We start from the raw sequence: 20,466 nt of genomic DNA, 5'->3' as shown, positions 1-20,466 counted from the left end.
CCGTGAACAGACGCAATTTCCTCAAATTCGCCTCAGTCGGTGCACTGGCGGCGGGCACCACCGTTTCCGGCAACGCCCTCGCGGGCGCCCAGAACAACCCGCCCATACCCGGGGCGCTGGGCATGCTGTACGACTCCACCCTCTGCGTCGGTTGTCAGGCCTGCGTGGCGGAGTGTCAGCGCCTGAACGGCAACCCGGCCAATCCGGCCGGCGATCAGATCTGGTCCAACAACGACAAGCTGACCCCCTACACCAACAACATCATCCAGGTGTGGCGAAGCGGCACCGGGGAGCACAAGGATCAGCTGGTGGATGGCTACGCCTACATCAAGAAGCAGTGCATGCACTGCGTCGATCCCAACTGTGTCTCCGTCTGCCCGGTGCAGGCCCTGAAAAAGGATCCCAAGACCGGCATCGTCCACTACGACCCGGACGTCTGTACCGGTTGCCGCTACTGCATGGTGGGCTGCCCCTACGACGTACCCAAATACGAGTACGACAACCCCCTGGGCGCCATTCACAAGTGCGAGCTGTGCAACCAGAAGGGGCTTGAGCGGATCGATCAGGGCAAACTGCCCGGTTGTGTCGAGGTGTGCCCCACCGGCGCCGTTATCTTCGGTACCCGTGAAGAGCTGCTGGCCGAGGCCAAGCGCCGTCTGCTGGCGCCCCCCGGCAGCGAATACGCCTATCCACGCCAGACCCTGCAGGCCAATGACCCTTACCTGCACCAAGTGCCCAACTACCAGCCCTACGTCTATGGCGAGAAAGAGGGCGGCGGCACCCAGGTGCTGGTGCTGGCCGGCGTGCCCTACACCAAGCTCGACATGCCCGATCTGCCGGAGCTCTCTTCCGGCGCCCGCTCCGAGCATATCCAGCACACCCTCTACAAGGGGATGGTGCTGCCCATGGTGGTGTTGACCGGCCTCTCGGTGCTGATCCGCCGCAATACCAAGAAGAACGGCCACGATCACCATCATGATGCAGGCCACGATCAGGGTAGTGACAAGGGAGGCAAGGATCATGAGTAATCACAAGGCGCATCCGCTCGGCGGCAAGCTGGTCAGTTGGCCGGTGCTGGTGCTGGCGCCCTTCGCCGTGCTGTGCGGCATGCTGATCTTGAAGCGACTGTTTTTCGGGCTGGGCTCGGTCACCGATCTCAACGGGGGCTACCCCTGGGGTCTGTGGATCTCCTTTGATCTGCTGATCGGCACCGGTTTTGCGTGCGGTGGCTGGGCGCTGGCCTGGGCCGTCTACGTCTTCAACCGGGGCGAGTATCACCCCCTGGTGCGTCCGGCGCTGCTGGCGAGCCTCTTTGGTTACTCCCTGGGGGGGCTCTCCATCACTATCGACGTGGGTCGTTACTGGAACTTGCCGTACTTCTACCTGCCGGGTCACTTCAACACCTCCTCGGTGCTGTTCGAGACGGCGGTCTGCATGACCATCTACATCGGGGTGATGGCCCTGGAGTTCGCTCCCGTGCTGCTGGAGAAGTTCGGCTGGAAGACCTCCATGGCGCGGCTCAACAAGATCATGTTCTTCATCCTGGCGCTCGGGGCCCTGCTGCCCACCATGCACCAGTCCTCCATGGGCTCATTGATGATAGTGGCGGGGGAGAAGATCCATCCGCTCTGGCAAAGCTACGAGCTGCTGCCGGTCTTCTCGCTTCTGACCGCCTTCATCATGGGCTTCTCTATCGTCGTGTTTGAGGGATCCCTGGTGCAGGCGGGACTGGCGGGGCGCGGCCCCAACGAGAAGCCGCTCTTCTACAAATTGACCCAGGTGATCGACATCTTCCTGATCCTGTTTGTGGCCCTGCGCTTTGCGGAGATCGTCATCCACGACAAGTCGGAGTATCTCTCCGAGTGGAGTCGCTACTCCATCATGTTCTGGAGCGAGATTGCGCTGATGATCTTCCCGCTGCTGGTGTTCCACTGGGACAAGAGCCGCCGCGACTCGCGCATGTTGTTCCTGGGGGCCCTCAGCATGTTGCTGGGCTCGGCCCTCTGGCGACTGGATTACTCCCTGCTCGCCTTCAACCCCGGCAATGGCTATCACTACTTCCCCAGCACCGAGGAGGTGCTGATCTCCCTTGGCTTCGTTGCCATCGAAGTGTGTGCCTATTTGCTGCTGATCCGGCTGTTGCCGGTACTGCCATCACTTGAACGTGTTCACCAAGATTATCAGGCCCGAGGGAAAGCCAACGTATGAGCCAACGTATCACCATAGACCCCATCACCCGCATCGAGGGGCACCTGCGTATCGACTGTGAAATCGAAGGCGGAAAAGTGACCAAAGCCTGGTCATCCGGCACCATGTGGCGCGGGATGGAAGAGATCGTCAAGGGCAACGACCCGCGCGATGCCTGGATGATAGTGCAGCGCATTTGCGGGGTCTGTACCTCGATCCACGCCATCGCCTCGGTGCGGGCGGTGGAGAATGCCATCGGCGCCAAGGTGCCGGTCAATGCCCAGTACATCCGCAACCTCATCATCGCGGCTCACAACATTCACGATCACATCGTTCACTTCTACCAGCTCTCCGCGCTGGACTGGGTGGACATCACGGCGGCCCTGCAGGCCAACCCGCAGAAGGCGGCGGACATGCTCAAGGGGGTATCGACCTGGTCCCTCAACAGCGCCGATGAGCTGACCAAGGTGCAGGACAAGATCCGCGCCCTGGTGGCGAGCGGCCAGCTCGGCATCTTTGCCAACGGCTACTGGGGTCACAAGGAGATGAAGCTGAGCCCGGAGGTGAACCTCATCGCCGTGGCCCACTACCTGCAAGCCCTGGAGTGCCAGCGCGATGCCAACCGCATTGTCGCCATCCTGGGGGGCAAATCCCCCCACATCCAGAACCTGGCGGTGGGCGGTGTCGCCAACCCCATCAACCTGGATGCGCCGAGTGTGCTCAACCTCGAGCGCCTCATGTATGTGAAGAGCTTCATCGATCGCCTCGGCGAGTTTATCGAGCAGGTCTACAAGGTGGACGCCGCCATCATCGCCGCCCACTATCCCGAGTGGCTGACCCTGGGGCAGGGGGCCAAACACTACCTGAGCGTGCCTGAGCTCCCCACCGACGGCAACGGCGGCAGCTTCCTGATGCCGGGCGGCTACATCGAGAACGGCGATCTGGCGAACTATCGTCCCATCGAGAGTCACCAGGATGCCTGGCTGATGGATGGCATCGCCGAGAGCAACAAGCACGCCTGGTACCAGGATGACGAACCCCTCAAGCCCTGGGAGGGCAAGACCGAGCCGAACTACACCGGCTGGCAGGATGACGGCAAGTACTCCTGGGTCAAATCCCCCACCTTCTACGGCAAGGTGGTGGAAGTAGGGCCGCTCGCAGACCTCTTGGTGAAACTCGCGGCCAAGCACCCGGACACAGTGGCCCATTTTGATCAGCTCAATGGGGTCTACAAGACCCTCACCGGGGCGGCCATCAAGCCCGAGCAACTGCACTCCACCATGGGCCGCATCATAGGCCGGGCGGTGCGCTGCTGCGTGCTCAAAGACACCCTGGCGCACCAGTGGCAGGCGCTGGTGGAGAACATTGGCAAGGGGGACACCACCGCCTATATCAAGGCGGAGATCCCGGCGGACAAGGAGTTTCGTGGCGTGGGCTTTGAAGAGGCCCCGCGTGGCATGCTCTCCCACTGGGTGGTCATCAAGGAGGGCAAGATCGCCAACTATCAGGCGGTGGTGCCTTCGACCTGGAACTCGGGTCCGCGCAACTTCAACGATGAGCCCGGCCCCTACGAGCAGTCCCTGGTGGGCACTCCGGTGGCCGATCCCGCCAAGCCTCTTGAGGTGGTGCGTACCATCCACTCCTTTGACCCCTGCATGTCCTGCGCGGTCCACGTAGTGGATACCCAAAATGGCGACGTGACCCAGGTGAAGGTGCTGTGATGAATACCCTGATTCTGGGAGTGGGCAACCTGCTCTTGAGCGACGAGGCGGTGGGGGTGCGCATCGTCGAGACGCTGGGACGCGAATACCGCTTCGCCCCCGGTATCGAACTGCTCGACGGCGGCACCGCCGGCATGGAGCTGCTGGAGGCCATGGCGAGCCGCGATCACATCATACTGGCGGATGCGGTGCGAAGCGGCAATCCGCCGGGCACCGTGGTGACCCTGAAGGATGAGGAGATCCCGACCCTGTTTGGTCGCAAGATCTCCCCCCATCAGTTGGGGCTGGCGGATGTGCTCTCGGCACTGCACATGACGGGGGAGTCGCCCAAGCGGCTCACCCTGATCGGGGTCGAACCCGAGTCCCTCGAACCCCATATCGGCCTCACCCCTGTGGTGACGGCCGCGATGGAGGAGGCCAAGGGGCGGATCCTGACCCTGCTGGCCGAGCTCGGTACCCCGGCCATCGCGCTATCTGAAGAGGAGCGGGCAGAGATGCACAAGGAGGGCCTATGGCGCAGTCCCATTTAAGCGAGGCGCCCGCCTGCGTGGCCGAGTTTGCCGGTTTTGCCGAAAACCCGGCTCCCTTGCTGGTGGCCCAGTACCAGCACATCGCCCGGGACGAGATGCAGACACTGCCCTTTTATCGCCAGGGCATGCCGGTTGTGGCCGAGTGCGTGGCGTTTGAGGGGCAGTGGCTCGGCTGCGTGCTCACCCCCTGGATGCTGAGCGTGGTGGTGCTGCCCGGGGCGGATCAGCTCTGGCCGCTGCGCCCCGTCGCCTCGCGCCTGGCGCTGCAACTGCCCTGCGGCAACATGACCTTTATGGTGGGGGAGTTGCCCGAGACGGGGCAACTGCTGGCCTGCTCGCTCATGTCTCCCCTCGATCCTCACCTGGGGGCCGACGAGGGGCGGGCACTGGTGAGCAGTACCCTCAAGATGCTGCTCTCGCTGCCGGTGCAACAGGGCGGTAGCGCCGTGGATCTGGGGCGCCGACGGCTGTTTGGTGGCCGGCGCCTGCCGGGTGCCGCTGGCGCCGAGCGTTAGGTTTCATCCGTCATCAGGTTTAGAATAGGGGCCGTTTTGGCCCCTCACTCGCATCTTTCGCCGGCGAATTGTTGTCCGCGATGAGTGACAAAACAGAGAAGGGATCACATGACAATGCAAGGTTATGGTCAGGTCAGCGGTTTGCGTCGCGGCGCAGCCGCCCTGCTGACCCTGTTGCTGGGGGTTGGCTCTCAGGCCGTTCTGGCTGCCTCCCAACCCGTCCCCGCCGAGCTCAAACTCGCTATCGGGGCTGAGCCAACCGAAGGGTTTGACCCCCTGCTTGGCTGGAGCCACGGCAGCTACCTGCTACTGCACAGCCCGCTGCTCAAACAGAATGCGGACTTGAGCTGGCAGGGTGTGCTGACCGAGTCGGTGACCCCGAGCAAGGATGGCACGGGGTGGCTCGTCACCTTGAAACCCAACTTGAAATTCTCCAACGGCGCGCCGCTCACCGCAGAGGACGTGGCCTTCACCTACAACAGCGCGGCCAAAGGCGGCGGCAAGATCGACATGGGCAACTTCGTCTCGGCCAAAGTGGTGTCGCCCACCCAGGTGGAGATTGCTTTGAGCGCCCCCCAGAGTACCTTCGTCAACGTCTTGGGCTCTTTGGGTATCGTGTCGAAGAAGGATTACGATCCCAAGGCTTACGCCCGCCATCCCGTCGGCGCCGGTCCCTACCGGCTGGTGAGCTTCCTGCCCGGCCAGCAGTTGGTGGTGGAGGCGAACCCCTATTACGCCGGTGGCAACAACGACTTCAAGCGGCTGGTGTTTGTCTTTATCGATGAAGAGAGCGCTTATGCCGCCGCCCGGAGCAGTCAGCTCGATCTGGTGCGCATCGCTCCTTCGCTGGCCCCCACAGTGCCCGACACCCTCAAGCTCTGGGTGCGCCCGAGCGTGGAGAACCGCGGCATCGTCTTCCCCATTCCGCCTGCGGGTAGCAAGGATGCCAATGGCAACCCCGTCGGCAACGACGTGACCTCGGATGTGGCGGTGCGCCGCGCCATCAACTATGCCATCGATCGCCAGCTGCTCGCCGACCAGCTGCTGGAAGGGCACGCCATCCCTGCCTACAGCGCGGTGGAAGGGTTGCCCTGGCAGGGCAAGGCGACCGCCTTCAAGGACGGGGATGTCGCCCGTGCCAACGCCCTGCTGGACGAGGCGGGCTGGCAGGTAGGGGAAGACGGCATTCGCCGCAAGGGCTCCCAGCGCGCCGCCCTCACCCTCTGGTATACCAGCGGCGACAGCACCCGCCGGGATCTGGCCGAGGCGGTGCGGGCCATGCTCAAACCCATCGGCCTTGAGGTGAGCCTCAAGTCCGGCAGCTGGGAGCAGGTGGAGCGCGAGATGCACGCCAATCCTGTGCTGATGGGGTGGGGGAGCCTGGATCCCATGGAGCTCTATCACCACTACCAGAGCGCCTCTGCCGGGGTGGAGTTCTACAACCCGGGTTATTACCAAAATCCGGTGGTGGATGCTCATCTCAAGCAGGCGCTGGATGCCCCAGACTGGCAGGCGGCGGTGCCATTCTGGCAGCAGGTGGAGTGGGATGGCAAAACCGGCGCCGGAGTGCAGGGGGATGCCGCCTGGGCCTGGCTGCTCAATGTGCAGCACACCTATCTCGCCAATAGTTGCATCGACCTTGGCAAGGGGGCGCCGGAGATCCACGGCAGCTGGTCTTTGCTGGGCAACCTGCAAGATTGGCGGTGGACGTGCCGCTAAGTTCGTTTGCCATGCTGAAAATGGCGAGCAAAGCCCTGCTGCGTCTGGCAGGGCTCCTGTGTCTGGTATCGCTCGGAACCTTCGTGCTCCTGAGCTATTCCCCCATCGATCCCGTCAAGGCCTATATCGGTAACGATCTGTTGCACGTGCCCCCCGAGCAGTACGCCCGCATCGCCGCCCGCTGGGGGCTGGATCAGCCCCTGTGGTTGCGCTACTGGCACTGGTTTACCCAGGTGCTCAAGGGGGATCTGGGCTACTCCATGCTCTACAACGCGCCTGTGGGTGAGGTGATCGGCAGTCGCTTTGCCGCCTCCTTCCTGCTGCTGGGGGGGGCCTGGTTGCTGTCGGGCTCGCTGGGCATATTGCTGGGCCTGTGCGCCGGCCGCTACCTCAACCGCTGGCCGGATCGCCTCATCTGCCGTTTTGCTTACCTGCTTGCCTCCTTGCCTACCTTCTGGGTCGGCCTCTTGCTGCTGGCACTGTTTGCGGTGCACTGGCCTTGGCTTCCGGTCTGCTGCGCCTGGACCCCGGGTCTGTCGGCTGATGAGGTGGACTGGGCCATGCGAGCTAGGCATCTGGTGTTGCCGGTGGCGACCTTGACCCTGCTGGGACTTGGCAATATCGCCCTGCACACCCGGGGGCGGGTGGCCGAGGTGCTGGAGAGCGACTTTATTCGCTATGCTCGCGCGCAGGGGGATGGTGGTTGGCCCATGCTGCGCTTTCACGTGCTGCGCCACGCCCTGACCCCGGCCCTCTGCCTGCAGTTTGCCTCGCTCGGCGAGCTGATTGGCGGGTCGTTGCTGGCGGAGAAGGTCTTCGCCTACCCGGGGCTCGGTCAGGCCACCGTGGATGCGGGGCTGAGGGGGGATATCCCCTTGCTGATGGGCATAGTGCTCTTTTGCACCCTGCTGGTTTTTTTGGGCAACAGCGCCGCCCGCCTGCTGGTGGCACGCATGAATGTCGGCTGGGAGGGGGAACATGTTGTTTAATCCGCTTCCCTCCTTGCTGCGTCTGGGGTTTGCGCTGGTCGCCCTGGCGCTGCTGGCCGGTTACGGCTGGGGGCTCTCGGCCCACGAGGTGCCCATGGATCTGCTGGCCCGCCATCAGCCGCCGTCCCTGGCTCACTGGTTCGGGACTGATCAGATGGGGCGGGATCTCTGGCAGCGTGCCTTTCAGGGTACCCTCACCAGCCTCGAACTTGGCCTCGGCACGGCCCTGTGCAGCGGCCTGCTGGCCATGGTGGCGGCGAGTGTCTCGCTGGTTCATCCGCGCTGTGATGTGGCGGTGCGGCTGATCATCGACGCCATGCTGGCATTGCCTCATATGCTGCTGCTTATCCTTATCTGCTTTACCGTGGGGGGCGGCATGCGCGGGGTGATCCTGGCGGTGGCGCTGACCCACTGGCCCAAGCTGGCACTCATTCTTTGCGCTGAGGCACGGCGCATCGCCAGCAGCGACTATATGATCCTGGCCCGCTGCCAGGGGATGGGACCCTGGCGCCGCTGGCGGGCCCACCTGCTGCCTGGACTCTTGCCCCAGTGGTTTATCGGCACCCTGTTGATGTTCCCCCACGCCGTGCTGCACAGCGCCGCCCTGAGTTTTCTCGGGTTTGGCCTCTCGGCTCACGAGGCATCGCTGGGTCTGCTGCTGGCGGATGCCCTGCGTTATCTCGCCGGGGGTGGCTGGTGGCTGGCCCTCTTCCCCGGTCTGATGCTGCTGTTGCTGGTGCTGCTGTTTGATCAGGCCACCCGCGCCCTGCAGCGGCTCTGGTTCGGGGGGGAGGGATGCTGATCCCGTTGTGCGACCTCACTCTGATCACGTGGCGGCAGAGCAATCATCCAACCGTTTTTGGGAGTAAACGATGCTGACCTTCGACAAGGTGACCATAGAGGCGGCCCACTACTCCTGGTGGGGGCGGCGCCAGTGGCGACCGCTGCTGACCGATATCAGCCTGCAACTGGCCCCCGGCGAAATCGTCGCGCTGGTGGGGGGGAGCGGTGAGGGCAAGAGCCTGCTGCTGCAAAGCGCGCTCACCCTGCTGCCGGACAACCTGCGCATGCGCGGCACCATTGCCCTTGACGGCGATCCCCTGTGCGACGAGAGTCGGGCCCGCCTGCGCGGTCACACCCTCTGCTATGTACCGCAGGGGGTGAGCGCCCTCAATCCGCTGCTGACGGTGGAGCGCCAGCTGGGCCGTGCTGCCAGGTTGTGCGGCCAGCGCGGTTCCCGTGAGCAGCTTGGCGCACAGCTTGCGCGCTACCAGCTGCCCCCCGCGACCCTGGCGCGCTATCCGCGCCAGCTATCCGGCGGCATGGCCAAGCGCATCCTGGCCTGTACCGCGGCCTTGAGCGGCGCCCGCTTTATCCTGGCGGACGAGATCACCGCCTGGCTCGACGAGGAGCTGGCTTGTCAGCTGTTGGCCCAGCTGCGGGAGATCGCCAGCCAAGGCAGCGGCATCCTCTGGGTTACCCACGATCTGGCGCTGGCCTCGCGCTTTGCCGATCGCATCGTGGCGCTCCATCGGGGGCGGGTGAGCGATACCTTGAGCAGCCACCACCTGCGCCAGGGGCAAGGGAGCGAGATGCTGCGGGATCACTGGCAGGCATTGCCGGAGTTCAACGCGCTCTTTTCTGCGCCGGAGGCATCCTGATGTTTGAAGTACGAGACCTGACCGTGCGTCAGGGGGATCGCGCGCTCTGGCAGGCGATGAGCCTCACCATCCAGGCCGGCGAGCGAGTGGGGATTTCCGCCCCGAGCGGCCATGGCAAGACCACCCTCGGGCGGGTGCTGGCGGGCTGGCAGCCGGCGAGCGAGGGGACCCTGCTGCTCGATGGCAAGGCGCTTCCCCGGCAATGGAAGGGCTACCACCCCATCCAGCTGGTGCCCCAGCACCCCGAGCTCACCTTCAATCCCCACCGCAGCACGGGGCAGGCGCTGTGGGATGTGTGGCGCCCCGACGAGGCCATGCTGGCCCGTTTTCTGGTCAAACCCGAATGGCTTGGCCGAAAACCCAGCCAGCTCTCCGGCGGCGAGCTGGCCCGCATCGCCCTGCTGCGGGCTCTCGATCCCCGCACCCGGCTGCTGATCGCCGACGAGGTGACCGCCCAGCTCGACCCCAGGCTGCAACGCCAGATCTGGCGCGAGCTGATACGCGAGTGCGAGAACCGGGGGCTTGGCATGCTGATCTTCAGCCATCAGCAGGCGCTGCTGCGCCAGATCTGCCATCGCATCATCCGGGTTGGCGAGGAGCCGCCGCTGGCAGAGCAAAGAGCCCATCAGGCAGCCTGAGTGGCCGTGTTCCCCCCTCATCCCCGACCCTTCTCCCGCCAGGGGAGAAAGGGGGGGAATGTGCCTCGACGCCGAGCTCGGGGTTTGGGAAACATGGCTGGCCATTGTGCCTGGAGACTCTCCCGGGATCTGTGCCTATTTCGAGCATGTTGCCGGGATCCACGAACCGGTTCCCTCTCCCCGGGGAGAGGGCCAGGGTGAGGGGGCGAGTGTGAGACTCTGGTCATTCTGGACAGAGAGAACCGTTGGCAAGGTGCGCAGATAAAAGAGAGGGAGGCATCAGCCTCCCTCTTTTGTTTTCTACCGTTATCGGCGGCGTTTAACCGGTTCAGGCGCTGGCCAGCCAGCTTAACCAGGCTTCCATCCCTTCGCCCGTGGTAGCGCTCACCTGGATCACCTGGATATAGGGGTTGACTCGCTTGGCGTTCTCGATGCAGCGGGCCACATCGAAGCTCACGTAGGGCAGCAGGTCAATCTTGTTGATCACCATCAGCTGGGCGGCGGCGAACATGTCCGGGTACTTGAGGGGCTTCTCTTCCCCCTCGGTGACGGAGAGGATCGCTACCTTGTACTTCTCGCCGAGATCGAAGCTGGCGGGGCAGACCAGGTTGCCCACGTTCTCGATAAAGAGAACGCCGCCATCCAGGGTCGGCAGCTGGTGGCAGGCGTCGTGCACCATCTTGGCATCCAGATGGCAACCCTTGCCGGTGTTGATCTGGATGGCGGGCACACCGGTGGCACGGATGCGATCGGCATCCGCGCTTGTCTGCTGATCCCCCTCGATGACGGCGCAGGGGCGCTTGTCCGCCAGCTGGCGCAGGGTCTCGCACAGCAAGGTGGTCTTGCCCGAGCCCGGGCTCGATACCAGGTTCAGCACCAGCTGGTTGGCGGCCTCGAAGTGTTCGCGATTGTGGGCCGCCAGCAGGTTGTTCTTGGCCAGCACATCCATCTCGATGGCGATCAGCTGGCGCTGTCCCATGCCGGGCACCGACAGTCCCGCTTCCCCCTTGCCGTAGTGCAGATCACCATGCTCATGCTCATGCTCATGCTCATGCTCATGCTCATGCTCATGCTCATGTTCGTGAGAGTGACTGTGATGTTGATGGGGGTGAGCATGATGGTGCAGATGGGCATGATTATGGTGATGGTTGTGAGGGTGATCATGGGTGTGCCCGTGGCCATGATCATGAGGCACCGGCTCCATGGGGGAGCGCACACCGTGGTAGTGGTGATGGACATCCCCCTGATGGTGGTAGTGGTGGTGAACGATCAGGGTGCGCGGTGCATCTTGTCCGTGATCATGCTCGTGATGGTCGCCATGGCTATGGCGATGATCGTGCTCATGGTGGTGGGAGTGAGCATGGTCGTGTTCATGTTCGTGACCGGCGATCCGCGCCTGGCCGCATCCGCATACGCTACACATTTCAACTTACCTCGATATCGGTGATGCGCAGGCTATCGCCCTGCGCGACGCGTAACTTGTATCCGCCACAGTCGGGGCAGGGCTGGCCCCGCTCGCTGAGCTGCACCGTCTTGCTGCAGTCGTAGCACCAGCCTTCGGCTATCTTGTGCTGAAAATGCAGGCGGGCACCCTCGACGACGGTCCCCTTGGCGGCGGCCTCGAAACAGAAGGCAATGGTGCTCTGATCGACACAGGAGAAGCTGCCGATCTCGAGCCAGAGGGCGGTGACCTTGTGAAAGCCCCGCTGGGTGGCCTGCTCGGCCGCCAGATCGATGGCGGCCATGGCCAGAGACATTTCGTGCATAGGGATTCCTTAACAGATCCGCGGGAGCAGTTCCCCTTGCGGCAGCTCCAGATAACGGCGGCTGCCCCAGGGGTTGCTCAGGATCACCTTGTGCTGCGCGCTGGTCTGAGCCACGCCAATCTGGCTGGCGGAGTGGTTGAATTGCTGCAAGATGGCCAAGGCGTCTTGCGCCTGCTCGGTGGGCAGGGCCAGCACCATGGTTCCCTCGTTGGCGAGATCATAGGGTTCGAAGCCGTAGAGCTCGCACAGACCGCGCACCGGATCGCACACCGGAATGGCGGACTCTTCCAGCTCGATGGCCACCTGGGAGGCGCTGCTCCATTCGTTGAGCACGGCGGCGAGGCCGCCCCGGGTGGCATCGCGCAGGGCGTGGGGGGTGAGGCCCGCGTTTAGCAGCGCCTCTACTTGCGGCCAGAGGGTGGTGCAGTCGCTCTTGAGATCAGATCCCAGCTGCAGGGCGTCACGGGCCATCAGGATGCAGGCGCCGTGGCTGCCGATATCCCGCGACACCAGGATGGCGTCACCGGCCTTGATATTGCGCACCGAGATGCCCCGGCTCTGTTCTGGCAGCGGGAAGCTGCCGACCCCGCTGGTGTTGATAAAGATCTTGTCCGCCGCCCCCTTGGGCACCACCTTGGTGTCGCCGCAGACGATGCGGGCACCGCTCTTGGCAAGCTCCCGGGCCATGGATTCCACGATGCGGGCGAGGTCGGCGTAGGGGAGGCCTTCCTCGATGATAAAGCTGCAACTGAGGTATTCCGGCTTGGCCCCCATCATGGCCAGATCGTTGACCGTGCCGGCGATGGCCAGCTTGCCGATATCGCCCCCCTCGAAGAAAATCGGTGAGACGGTGAAGCTGTCGGTGGTGAAGGCAACGGGGCCCTCCACCGGCAGCAGGGCGGCATCTTCGCCGCGCAGCAGGATCTCGTTGCCAAAGTGGTGGAAGAAGAGCTGGTTGATCAGCTGATTCATTTCCACCCCGCCACCGCCGTGGCTAAGTTGAATTTCTCTCATCGGGGCTGGCTCTCCACAAGATTGACGAAACAGACGGATTCATCTCGACCGCTCACACGACCGCCGTGGCTTAACTGAATTTCTCTCATTGGATTCCCATATATCGGTAGTAGGCATTGCAGGCCCCCTCCGAGCTCACCATGCAGCTGCCCATGGGCTGGGTCGGGGTGCAGCCACGACCAAAGACCTTGCACTGGCTTGGCTTGGCCAGTCCGCGCAGGATATCGGCGCACTGGCACGCCTTGTGATCGTCGATGGGGGTCTGATCAAGCTGGAAATGACGCTCCGCATCACGCCTGGCGAAGTCATCGCGCAGACGCAGGGCGGAGGCGTTGATATCCCCAAGTCCGCGCCAGCGAAAGTGCTCGCGGGTCTCGAAATAGCGCTCGACCAGCCGCTGGGCTGCCTGATTGCCGCTGGCGGTCACCGCCCGGCTGTACTGCACCTCCAGGGCGCAGCGTCCCTCCACCTTCTGGCGCACCATCATCAAGAGCGCCTCCATCACATCCACCGGCTCAAAACCGCTCACCACCACCGGCACCCGGTAGCGCTCGACGATGGGCAGATAGATATCGGCGCCCGTGATGACGCTCACATGAGAGGGGCCAATAAAGGCGTTGACCCGGGCCACCCCGTCGGCCATCACGGCGTGGATGGCGGGGGGCACCAGCACATGGTTGATATGAAACAAGAGGTTCTCAATCCCCTCTGCTTCAGCGGCAGCCAGCAAGGCGGCGGTCATGGGGGTGGAGGTCTCGAAACCGATGGCGAAGAAGACCACGGTCTTGTCCGGGTTCTCCTTGGCGATGCGCAGGGCATCGAGGGGGTCATAGACGGGGCGGATATCACTCCCCTTGGCACGCTGCTGGGCCAAGGAACCCCTGGAGCCCGGCACCCGGATCATGTCCCCCAGGGTCACCAGGATGACATTGGGCTCGCGGGCCAGCGCCATGGCCTGATCGATGCGCTCCTTGGGCATGATGCAGACCGGGCAGCCGGGGCCGTGAACGAACTCGATGTTAGCCGGCAAGAGCTGGTGCAGGCCGTACTTCATGATGGTGTGGGTATGGCCGCCGCACACCTCCATCACCCGCAGCGGCTCGGGCAGATCTTTTGCAAGCTCGGTGATTTGGGCTGCGAGGGCGCGGATCACCTGGGGCTGACGAAAGCCCTGGAACAGATCATTCAAGGTCAGCATGGCAGCGTCTCTTGCTCAGGCATCAGGGCCACCATCTGGCGGAAACTCTCGAGGCTCGCCTGCGCCTCTTCTTCATCAATCTTGCTCATCACAAAACCGATGTGGAGCAGCACATAGTCCCCGATCCCGAGGGGCTCATCGAGCAGCATGCAGCTGACCCGGCGTTGTACCCCCAGGGTGTCGACGGTGACACAGTTGTCTTCGGGGTGCAGTTGCACCACCTGGGAGGGAATGGAAAGGCACATATCAGGACTCCGAAATGCAACGGGTGAAGGCAAGGCGACGGGCCCGCAGCACGGCGATGCGGGCCGTGCGCGCGTCGGGCTCGCGCTTGTCGTGAAGAGGGGGGTGAACAAGGAAAAGGCGCATCGGGTGCTCGTTCTCGGCTCTCACTCATCAAGGCTGGTGGCGCCGGTTTGCGCCGCCCTGTGGTGGATGGCAAACCAGAGCTGACCGGCGGCGATGCCACCGTCGTTGAGCGGCAGGATCTCGCTGGTCAACACCTCGCACCCGGCCTCTTCGAGACGGGGAATGAGGGCATCCATCAGCACCCGGTTTTGAAACACGCCGCCGCCAAGCGCCACCGGGTAGCCTGAAAAGCGGTCGGCCAGGGTAGCGACAAGATCGCTGATGGCCCGGATAAAGCCGGCGGCCAGGCTGGCAATCGTGGCGCGCTCCCGGGCCTTGATCAGCGCATCGATCAAGGGGGCCCAGTCGATCAGAATTGGGCCATCGGGCTGCTCCATCAGTTCAAAATGGAGCGGCCAGGGCTGCTCGTCTGGCGAAAGCTGTAGCGCCGCCGCCTCCAGCAGGAGTCCCGCTTCCCCCTCGTAATCCGGGGTGTCGACAAGGCCGAGCAGCGCCGCGACAGCATCGAACAGCCGTCCCATGGAGCTGGTGTGGGGGGCGTTGCGACCCAGGTGCCAGAGCTGGTGCAGGTTGCTGATCCGCTCTATGGGTAGTTTGTTGATCAGCGGAATATCGAGCTGTCTGATCTCCTCGACGCCATACGACTCAAACAGCAGTCCCAGCAGCTGGCGCACCGGCTCGCGGATGGCAGCCTCACCGCCGATCAGCCGAAATGGCTTGAGGTGTGCCACCCGTTCAAATCCCTGTACGTCTGCGATCAGCAGCTCGCCACCCCAAAGCGTCCCCTCATCACCAAGGCCGGTGCCATCGAAGGCAAAACCCAGCACGGGGCCGGTCAGGTTGTGCTCGGCCATCACCCCTAGCAGGTGGGCATGATGGTGTTGCACCTCAAGGTGAGTGGCGTTGTGCTCGCGGCAATACACTTTGGCCCACTGGTGGCTGAGATAACCGGGATGGCGATCCGAGACCAGCAGTTCGGGTTTGAGATCGTACAGCCCCCGGAAGGTGGCGAGGGTCTGCTCGAAGTGATCCTGCATCGGCAGGCTGTGCAGATCGCCGATATAGGGGCTGTAGATGCGCTGGCGAGCGAAGGCCAGCGCCAGCTGGTTCTTCTGCTGTGCCCCGACCGCCAAGAGCGGCACCTTGACCGCCTCCTTCAGGCTGGGGGTGCAGGGGGCATAGCCCCGGGCGAGGCGCAGGGTCTGGCGCCGACCACCCGCCCACTGCACCAGGCTGTCGTCGCAGGGGTGCAGGATGGGGCGGTTGTGAGCTAGGATGCCGTCGATCTGATGGCCCAGCTCGCGCACCACCGCCTCGCATTCGACAAGGATGGGACTGCCGCGCCCATTGGCGCTGGTGGCCACCAGCGGGATGGCGCACGCATCGAGCAGCAGCTGGTGGAGCGGGGTATAGGGGAGCATGACCCCGAGATAGGGGATGCCGGGGGCTATCCCCTCGGCCAGCGGCACCGCTGGTTGTTGGGATGGCCGCTCATCCTTGGTGCGCTTGCGCAGCAGGGTAATGGGCCTGGCCTGGGAGGCGAGCAGGCTCCACTCTTCTTCACTGCCGGTGACATGCAGTTGGGCCTCTGCAAGGGAGCCCATCATCACCGCCAGCGGCTTGCGCTCGCGCCGCTTGAGCGTTCTCAATCTGGCAACGCTCTGTTCATTACGGGCATCACATATCAGGTGATAGCCGCCCATCCCCTTGACTGCGATAAGCGCGCCTCCTTGAAGGGCGCGGGCGGCGGCTTGCAGGGCATCCTCGCGCTCGGCCAGGGCATCCCCCGTGCCGGTACGCCAGGTCAGGTGCGGGCCGCACTCGGGGCAGCTCACCGGCTGGGCGTGATAGCGCCGATCCAGCGGATCTTCGTAGGCTGCCGCGCAGCGCGGGCACATGGCAAAGCCCGCCATGGCGGTATGGGGTCTGTCGTAGGGGAGGCGGCGGATGATGGTGTAGCGCGGTCCGCAGTGGGTGCAGTTGGTAAAGGGGTAGTGGTGGTGGCGATCAAGGGGGTTGGCCACATCGCTGGCGCACGCCTCGCACATCCCCTGATCCGGCGAGATGGCGACCGTGGCCGCGCTCTGCTGCTGGCTCGCTTTAATTCGAAATTGGCCATGAAACAGGCCGTCGTAGTCGGGATCATGGACGAGGGGCAGTTCCCGCTCGCTGAAGTGATCGATCCGGCTGAGCGGCGGCGCCAGCTCCCGCAGTTCGCGGGCAAAAGCGGCCAGCTGCTCGGGCGACCCTTCGGCGCCAATGGTGACGCCGCTTGCGTCATTCAAGACATAGCCGGTGAGGTGGTGGCGCAGGGCCAGGCCATAGACGAAGGGGCGAAAACCGACCCCCTGCACGATACCGTCGAGATGAAACTCAAGGCGCTGGCGGGCGGTGGTCTGGATGTCGGGTTGCGCCGTCATGCCGGCACCTCGTGAGCGCGCGCTGGCATGCGCAATACCCGGCGATCGTTCTCTTCCCGGCGCACCCAGCCGTCCATCTCCATGCGAAGGCAAAACGGGATGGCGTATTTGCGCGACAATCCGGTGACTTGTTTGAGTGACGCCATGTCGATCAGATCTCCCACCTGCTGGCCAGCCAGCACGGTTTCTACCATTTGGTTGTAAAGCGCAGCGTCGTAGTAGATGGGTCCTTCCAGCTGCACCAGATACTTGAGTCTGGCCAGATTGCGCAGCTGTTTTTGCAGCGCTCCCTTTTGTTGCAGGCGCTGGCGCAAACTGGCTGGCAGGGAGAGCAGTGGATCCACCGTCACGCCGCCGGGGCCCAGTTTACCGGGCTCATACCCCTCCTTGCCTTGATCTCGCACCAGTTTGAGCACCAACTGTGCCTCTTCTTCCAGATCATCTTCCGACTCGCCGCTGCCCGGCTGCCACTTGTCGTGATGAAGGCGCACAAGCTGCCCGGCTTTGAGTTGCAGCAGCAGGACCTGGAGAACCGGCAGGGCAATGCCAAGGCGGGCGGCAAGCTCGGCGGCGCTCAAGGGCTCGCTTGCCAGGGTGCCAAGAAGCTCGTCACGGCGCTGGGCCAGCCAGGTGCGCTCCAGTACCCAGTCGCCCAGTTGCACAAGATGGGCAGGAAGCTCGGTAGCAAGGGTGCCAAAACGGTTTGCTGCCACATAACCGTTGAGCCCGAGCTCAAGGTTGGCGGGGTGGTAGTTGGTGAGATCATCCGGCAGATTGCCCAGCAGGGCGTGCAGTGCCTTGCGTCTGGCGGGGTGAATATCACCGCACCAGAGGATGCGGCCGCCGTGCAGCAACTCGCTGCTGCCGTGGCGGATGATGGCAAGCGGCTGGCCAAAGAAGCAGGGGATGGGATCGGTAAAGATAAGCCGCGCCAGCCGGGTATCCTTGATTGGAACGAAACGGGCCCGGCCATGCCAGCTGCCGAGAGCCACTTCCACCTCTTTGTTGTGCAGAGGGGCGCGCTGCTCCCGGATGCCGGTGCCAACCTCTGCAAGTCGTACGATAAGATGGGTGGCCGCCTCGCACTGGCCATCGGCGCGGGTAAGGCAGTGACCACGGGCCACCTCCTTGTGGGGCACCTTTTTAAGGCCCACCGCCACCCGGCAGACGGCGCCGATCTCATCAAGGTTTTGGTGATAGGCCTGCAGGGAACGGATCTGCACCTCCCGATCGGCGGGGTAGAGGCGCAGCTTGTCTCCCACCTTGAGGCTGCCCTGCTGCAGGGTGCCGGTAAGCACGGTACCGGTGCCGCTGGCGGTAAAGACCCGGTCTACATACAGTCGCGGGGCATCCTGATCGTGAGCCGCGTGCGATGCTGGCAGATCGGCAAGCTGGCGCAGGATGGTGGCGTGCAGGGCGTCGATATGCTCACCGGTTTTGGCGCTGACGCTGACGATATCGGGCACCATGCCGCTCTCGTCCATCACCTGCTCCAGCAGGTGCTCTTCCAGCAGCGCCAGTTCATCGGCGCTCACCAGATCGCACTTGTTGATACAGACAACAAGGCGTGGCACCCCCATGGCCTTGAGCAGGCGCAGGTGTTCGCCGGTCATCGGCATCCACCCCTCGTCGGCGGCGATCACCAGCAGCACCAGATCCAGGCTCCAGAGCCCCGCCACCATGTTGCGGATATAACGCTCATGGCCCGGCACATCGATAACGCCAATGGTGTTGCCCTGGCCATCGTCAAAATGGGCAAAACCGAGATCCTGGGTCATGCCGATGGCCTGTTCGTGGGTGCGGGCCGTGGTGATGCCGGTGAGGGCCTTGATAAGCTGGGTCTTGCCGTGATCCACGTGGCCGGCAAGACCGATAACGGCGCGATAGGAGGTCATGGGATCAGGACTCCCGTGGTGCAGGAGTGAGCAGGTCGGCCAGCTGGGCAATCAGGGGGGCCATGTCCTCTTCGAGCAGGGTGGCCATATTGAGCAGCACCTTCTGCTGGCGCACGGTGGCAATCACCGGCACCGGGAGTTCCCGCAGGGCATCGAGCAGCTGCTGGGCCGGACGGGGATCCCGGCAGGCCAGTGCAGGGGCGGGGTAGAACTCGTCCGGCAGGGTGCCGCCCCCCACCACCAGCTGGGCGGGCAGGGCGTCAAAACAATCGGGCAGGGCGGCCATCAGCTGGTCGGCTCTAGCCTGCATAGCGGCCGGGTTGCTTAAAGTCCGTTGGGCTATGCCCTCGCCAAGGGGGGACTTGTTGAGCTTGTGGATGAGCAGGCGTTCCAGCAGGGAGTGGATGATGCGACTCGGGCGGAAGGTACGCATCATGGGGTGTTTTTCCAGCCGCTTGATAAGGTCTGCCCGGCCGCTGATGATGCCGCACTGGGGCCCGCCCATCAGCTTGTCGCCGGAGTAGCAGACCAGATCCGCCCCCGCCTTGAGGTATTGACGCACCGGGGTTTCATCCGGCGCAAACTCCTCCGTGGTCAAGCCCGAGCCCTGATCCACCGCCAGCACCACATGATCCGGCAGGGCGCGGGCCAGCTCGCCGATATCGGGGGATTCGGTAAAGCCGCGAATGGCGAAATTCGATCTGTGCACCATCAGCACCATGGCCGTCTCATCGGTGATGGCGTCGAGGTAATCCCTGGCCGTCGTGATATTGGTGGTGCCCACCTCCACCAGCTTGGCGCCGGAGAGCGCCAGAATATCGGGGATGCGAAAGCCGCCGCCAATCTGGATCTGCTCGCCGCGGGAGACGATCACCTCGCGCCCGCGGGCCACTTCTTGCAACAGCAAAAAGAGGGAGGCGGCGTTGTTGTTGACCACCAGCGAATCCTCGGCCTGGGTGAGGCAGGTGAGCAAAGTGGCTATCAGCCCTTTGCGCCCGCCGCGCTTGCCGGTGGCGAGATCCAGTTCGAGATTGTTGTAGCCGGTGTTGAGGTCGCGCACCTCATCCCACAGCTCGTGACTGAGTGGCGAGCGCCCCAGATTGGTATGCACCAGGGTGCCGGTGGCGTTGATCACCCGGGTCTGGCGCCGGCGCACTTGCTGCTGGCAGCGTTTGGCAATGAGTGCCTCGAGGTGGGCGGGGGTCACCCCGTGCTGGCGAAATGCCTCGCTCTGGCGCACTTCGCTCAAAGTATCGCGCACCACCCTGGTCACCAGCGGCCGGCTTAAGCAGGCGATATGGGGGACGAGGAAGGCTTGCTGCAGCAGTTGCTCCACCTGGGGCAGGCGATGGGTCGACTGCTGATGACGTGGTAACGGATCGTCGAAGGCGGCATGAGTCAAAGCATGGTCTAGCATGGGAGTCCCCCGAAGAGTGCGTGGCTGGGATACACACGCTTCACCGATAGGGAACCAAGCAAGATGGATATATTGACGCAGCCAAATGATTCAGAATATTAATGATGCGACATATTCTGACAAATTAATGGGTGGTCAAATTGAAGCTGCCCGGAATGATATTGGCAAGCGGTGTTGATTCGATTTACCTAATATATGATTTTAATATATGAAAGTGGCGGAAGAGGCAGGAATCGAACCTGCCAGAGCCTTCTCGGCTCACATCGGTTTTGAAGACCGAGGGGGCCACCAGACCCCATCAACTTCCGCGTCGGCCGCCATTTTGTGCCAATCTGTACGTGCTGGCAATGCTTTTCTGGTCGTGGTGAGACAATATTTTGCAAATTTCAGATTGAATTGTTTTATATCAAAAATAGGACAATTAGCC

The 20,466-nt window shown here is 63.4% G+C and carries 18 protein-coding genes and 1 tRNA gene; 10 read left to right on the top strand and 9 right to left on the bottom strand.

What is annotated here, in order from left to right:
• The first annotated feature begins 2 nt into the window (after window positions 1–2).
• The 10 genes from hybA (at window position 3) to ACB034_RS06960 (ending at window position 9,960) form a co-directional block, all read left to right on the top strand.
• On the top strand, window positions 3–1,028 hold the full coding sequence (gene hybA, locus ACB034_RS07005) for a hydrogenase 2 operon protein HybA (RefSeq protein WP_042026456.1): 1,026 nt from the start codon (window positions 3–5) through the stop codon (window positions 1,026–1,028).
• Window positions 1,021–2,208: a Ni/Fe-hydrogenase cytochrome b subunit gene (gene hybB / locus ACB034_RS07000; RefSeq protein WP_026457707.1), complete on the top strand. Its 1,188-nt coding sequence runs from the start codon at window positions 1,021–1,023 to the stop codon at window positions 2,206–2,208. The genes hybA and hybB overlap by 8 nt, the downstream gene beginning before the upstream one ends.
• Entirely contained in the window at window positions 2,205–3,908 is a 1,704-nt protein-coding gene (hybC, locus tag ACB034_RS06995; protein WP_342009788.1) for a hydrogenase 2 large subunit, read from the top strand. Before hybB ends, hybC begins: the two co-directional genes overlap by 4 nt.
• The gene (locus ACB034_RS06990) at window positions 3,908–4,438 is read left to right on the top strand and encodes a HyaD/HybD family hydrogenase maturation endopeptidase (RefSeq protein ID WP_371172455.1); all 531 of its coding nucleotides are present in this window, start codon (window positions 3,908–3,910) and stop codon (window positions 4,436–4,438) included. The genes hybC and ACB034_RS06990 overlap by 1 nt, the downstream gene beginning before the upstream one ends.
• Entirely contained in the window at window positions 4,420–4,953 is a 534-nt protein-coding gene (gene hybE / locus ACB034_RS06985) for a hydrogenase-2 assembly chaperone (protein WP_342009790.1), read from the top strand. Before ACB034_RS06990 ends, hybE begins: the two co-directional genes overlap by 19 nt.
• Window positions 4,954–5,061: 108 nt before the next feature.
• Window positions 5,062–6,672, top strand: a complete 1,611-nt coding sequence (locus tag ACB034_RS06980; RefSeq protein WP_371172454.1) for an ABC transporter substrate-binding protein — start codon at window positions 5,062–5,064, stop codon at window positions 6,670–6,672.
• Entirely contained in the window at window positions 6,657–7,661 is a 1,005-nt protein-coding gene (locus ACB034_RS06975) for an ABC transporter permease (RefSeq protein ID WP_371172453.1), read from the top strand. The genes ACB034_RS06980 and ACB034_RS06975 overlap by 16 nt, the downstream gene beginning before the upstream one ends.
• Window positions 7,651–8,463: an ABC transporter permease gene (locus tag ACB034_RS06970; protein ID WP_201979095.1), complete on the top strand. Its 813-nt coding sequence runs from the start codon at window positions 7,651–7,653 to the stop codon at window positions 8,461–8,463. The genes ACB034_RS06975 and ACB034_RS06970 overlap by 11 nt, the downstream gene beginning before the upstream one ends.
• A gap of 70 nt (window positions 8,464–8,533) precedes the next feature.
• Window positions 8,534–9,322 carry an ATP-binding cassette domain-containing protein gene (locus tag ACB034_RS06965; protein WP_026458563.1) on the top strand — a complete coding sequence of 263 codons (789 nt, stop codon included), beginning with the start codon at window positions 8,534–8,536 and terminating at the stop codon, window positions 9,320–9,322.
• A complete protein-coding gene (locus ACB034_RS06960; RefSeq protein ID WP_371172452.1) occupies window positions 9,322–9,960 on the top strand; it encodes an ATP-binding cassette domain-containing protein in 639 nt (212 codons plus the stop codon). The genes ACB034_RS06965 and ACB034_RS06960 overlap by 1 nt, the downstream gene beginning before the upstream one ends.
• Before the next feature lie 328 nt (window positions 9,961–10,288).
• Here ACB034_RS06960 and hypB read toward each other — a convergent pair whose 3' ends face one another.
• The 9 genes from hypB to ACB034_RS06915 all read right to left on the bottom strand — a co-directional run bounded on the left by hypB (window position 10,289) and on the right by ACB034_RS06915 (window position 20,346).
• Window positions 10,289–11,164, bottom strand: a complete 876-nt coding sequence (hypB, locus tag ACB034_RS06955; protein WP_371172588.1) for a hydrogenase nickel incorporation protein HypB — start codon at window positions 11,162–11,164, stop codon at window positions 10,289–10,291.
• A 220-nt stretch (window positions 11,165–11,384) separates the two neighbouring features.
• Entirely contained in the window at window positions 11,385–11,726 is a 342-nt protein-coding gene (gene hypA, locus ACB034_RS06950; protein WP_371172451.1) for a hydrogenase maturation nickel metallochaperone HypA, read from the bottom strand.
• 9 nt (window positions 11,727–11,735) lie between these two features.
• Window positions 11,736–12,740 (bottom strand): hydrogenase expression/formation protein HypE, encoded by a 1,005-nt coding sequence (gene hypE, locus ACB034_RS06945; protein WP_371172450.1) that lies wholly within the window; start codon window positions 12,738–12,740, stop codon window positions 11,736–11,738.
• A gap of 85 nt (window positions 12,741–12,825) precedes the next feature.
• Window positions 12,826–13,938, bottom strand: coding sequence for a hydrogenase formation protein HypD (gene hypD, locus ACB034_RS06940; protein WP_371172449.1), 1,113 nt, complete (start codon window positions 13,936–13,938; stop codon window positions 12,826–12,828).
• Entirely contained in the window at window positions 13,932–14,183 is a 252-nt protein-coding gene (locus ACB034_RS06935) for a HypC/HybG/HupF family hydrogenase formation chaperone (protein ID WP_026458475.1), read from the bottom strand. The genes hypD and ACB034_RS06935 overlap by 7 nt, the downstream gene beginning before the upstream one ends.
• Window positions 14,184–14,327: 144 nt before the next feature.
• Window positions 14,328–16,727, bottom strand: a complete 2,400-nt coding sequence (gene hypF / locus ACB034_RS06930) for a carbamoyltransferase HypF (RefSeq protein ID WP_371172448.1) — start codon at window positions 16,725–16,727, stop codon at window positions 14,328–14,330.
• A complete protein-coding gene (gene selB, locus ACB034_RS06925) occupies window positions 16,724–18,622 on the bottom strand; it encodes a selenocysteine-specific translation elongation factor (RefSeq protein WP_371172447.1) in 1,899 nt (632 codons plus the stop codon). The genes hypF and selB overlap by 4 nt, the downstream gene beginning before the upstream one ends.
• Window positions 18,623–18,626: 4 nt before the next feature.
• Window positions 18,627–20,039, bottom strand: coding sequence for an L-seryl-tRNA(Sec) selenium transferase (gene selA / locus ACB034_RS06920; RefSeq protein WP_371172446.1), 1,413 nt, complete (start codon window positions 20,037–20,039; stop codon window positions 18,627–18,629).
• A gap of 215 nt (window positions 20,040–20,254) precedes the next feature.
• Window positions 20,255–20,346 (bottom strand) — tRNA-Sec (locus ACB034_RS06915).
• Between the last annotated feature and the right edge of the window lie 120 nt (window positions 20,347–20,466).

Source organism: Aeromonas sp. S18(2024) (genome assembly GCF_041402525.1).
Taxonomy (GTDB): domain Bacteria; phylum Pseudomonadota; class Gammaproteobacteria; order Enterobacterales; family Aeromonadaceae; genus Aeromonas; species Aeromonas enteropelogenes.
This window is presented reverse-complemented; position numbering and strand designations above follow the sequence as displayed.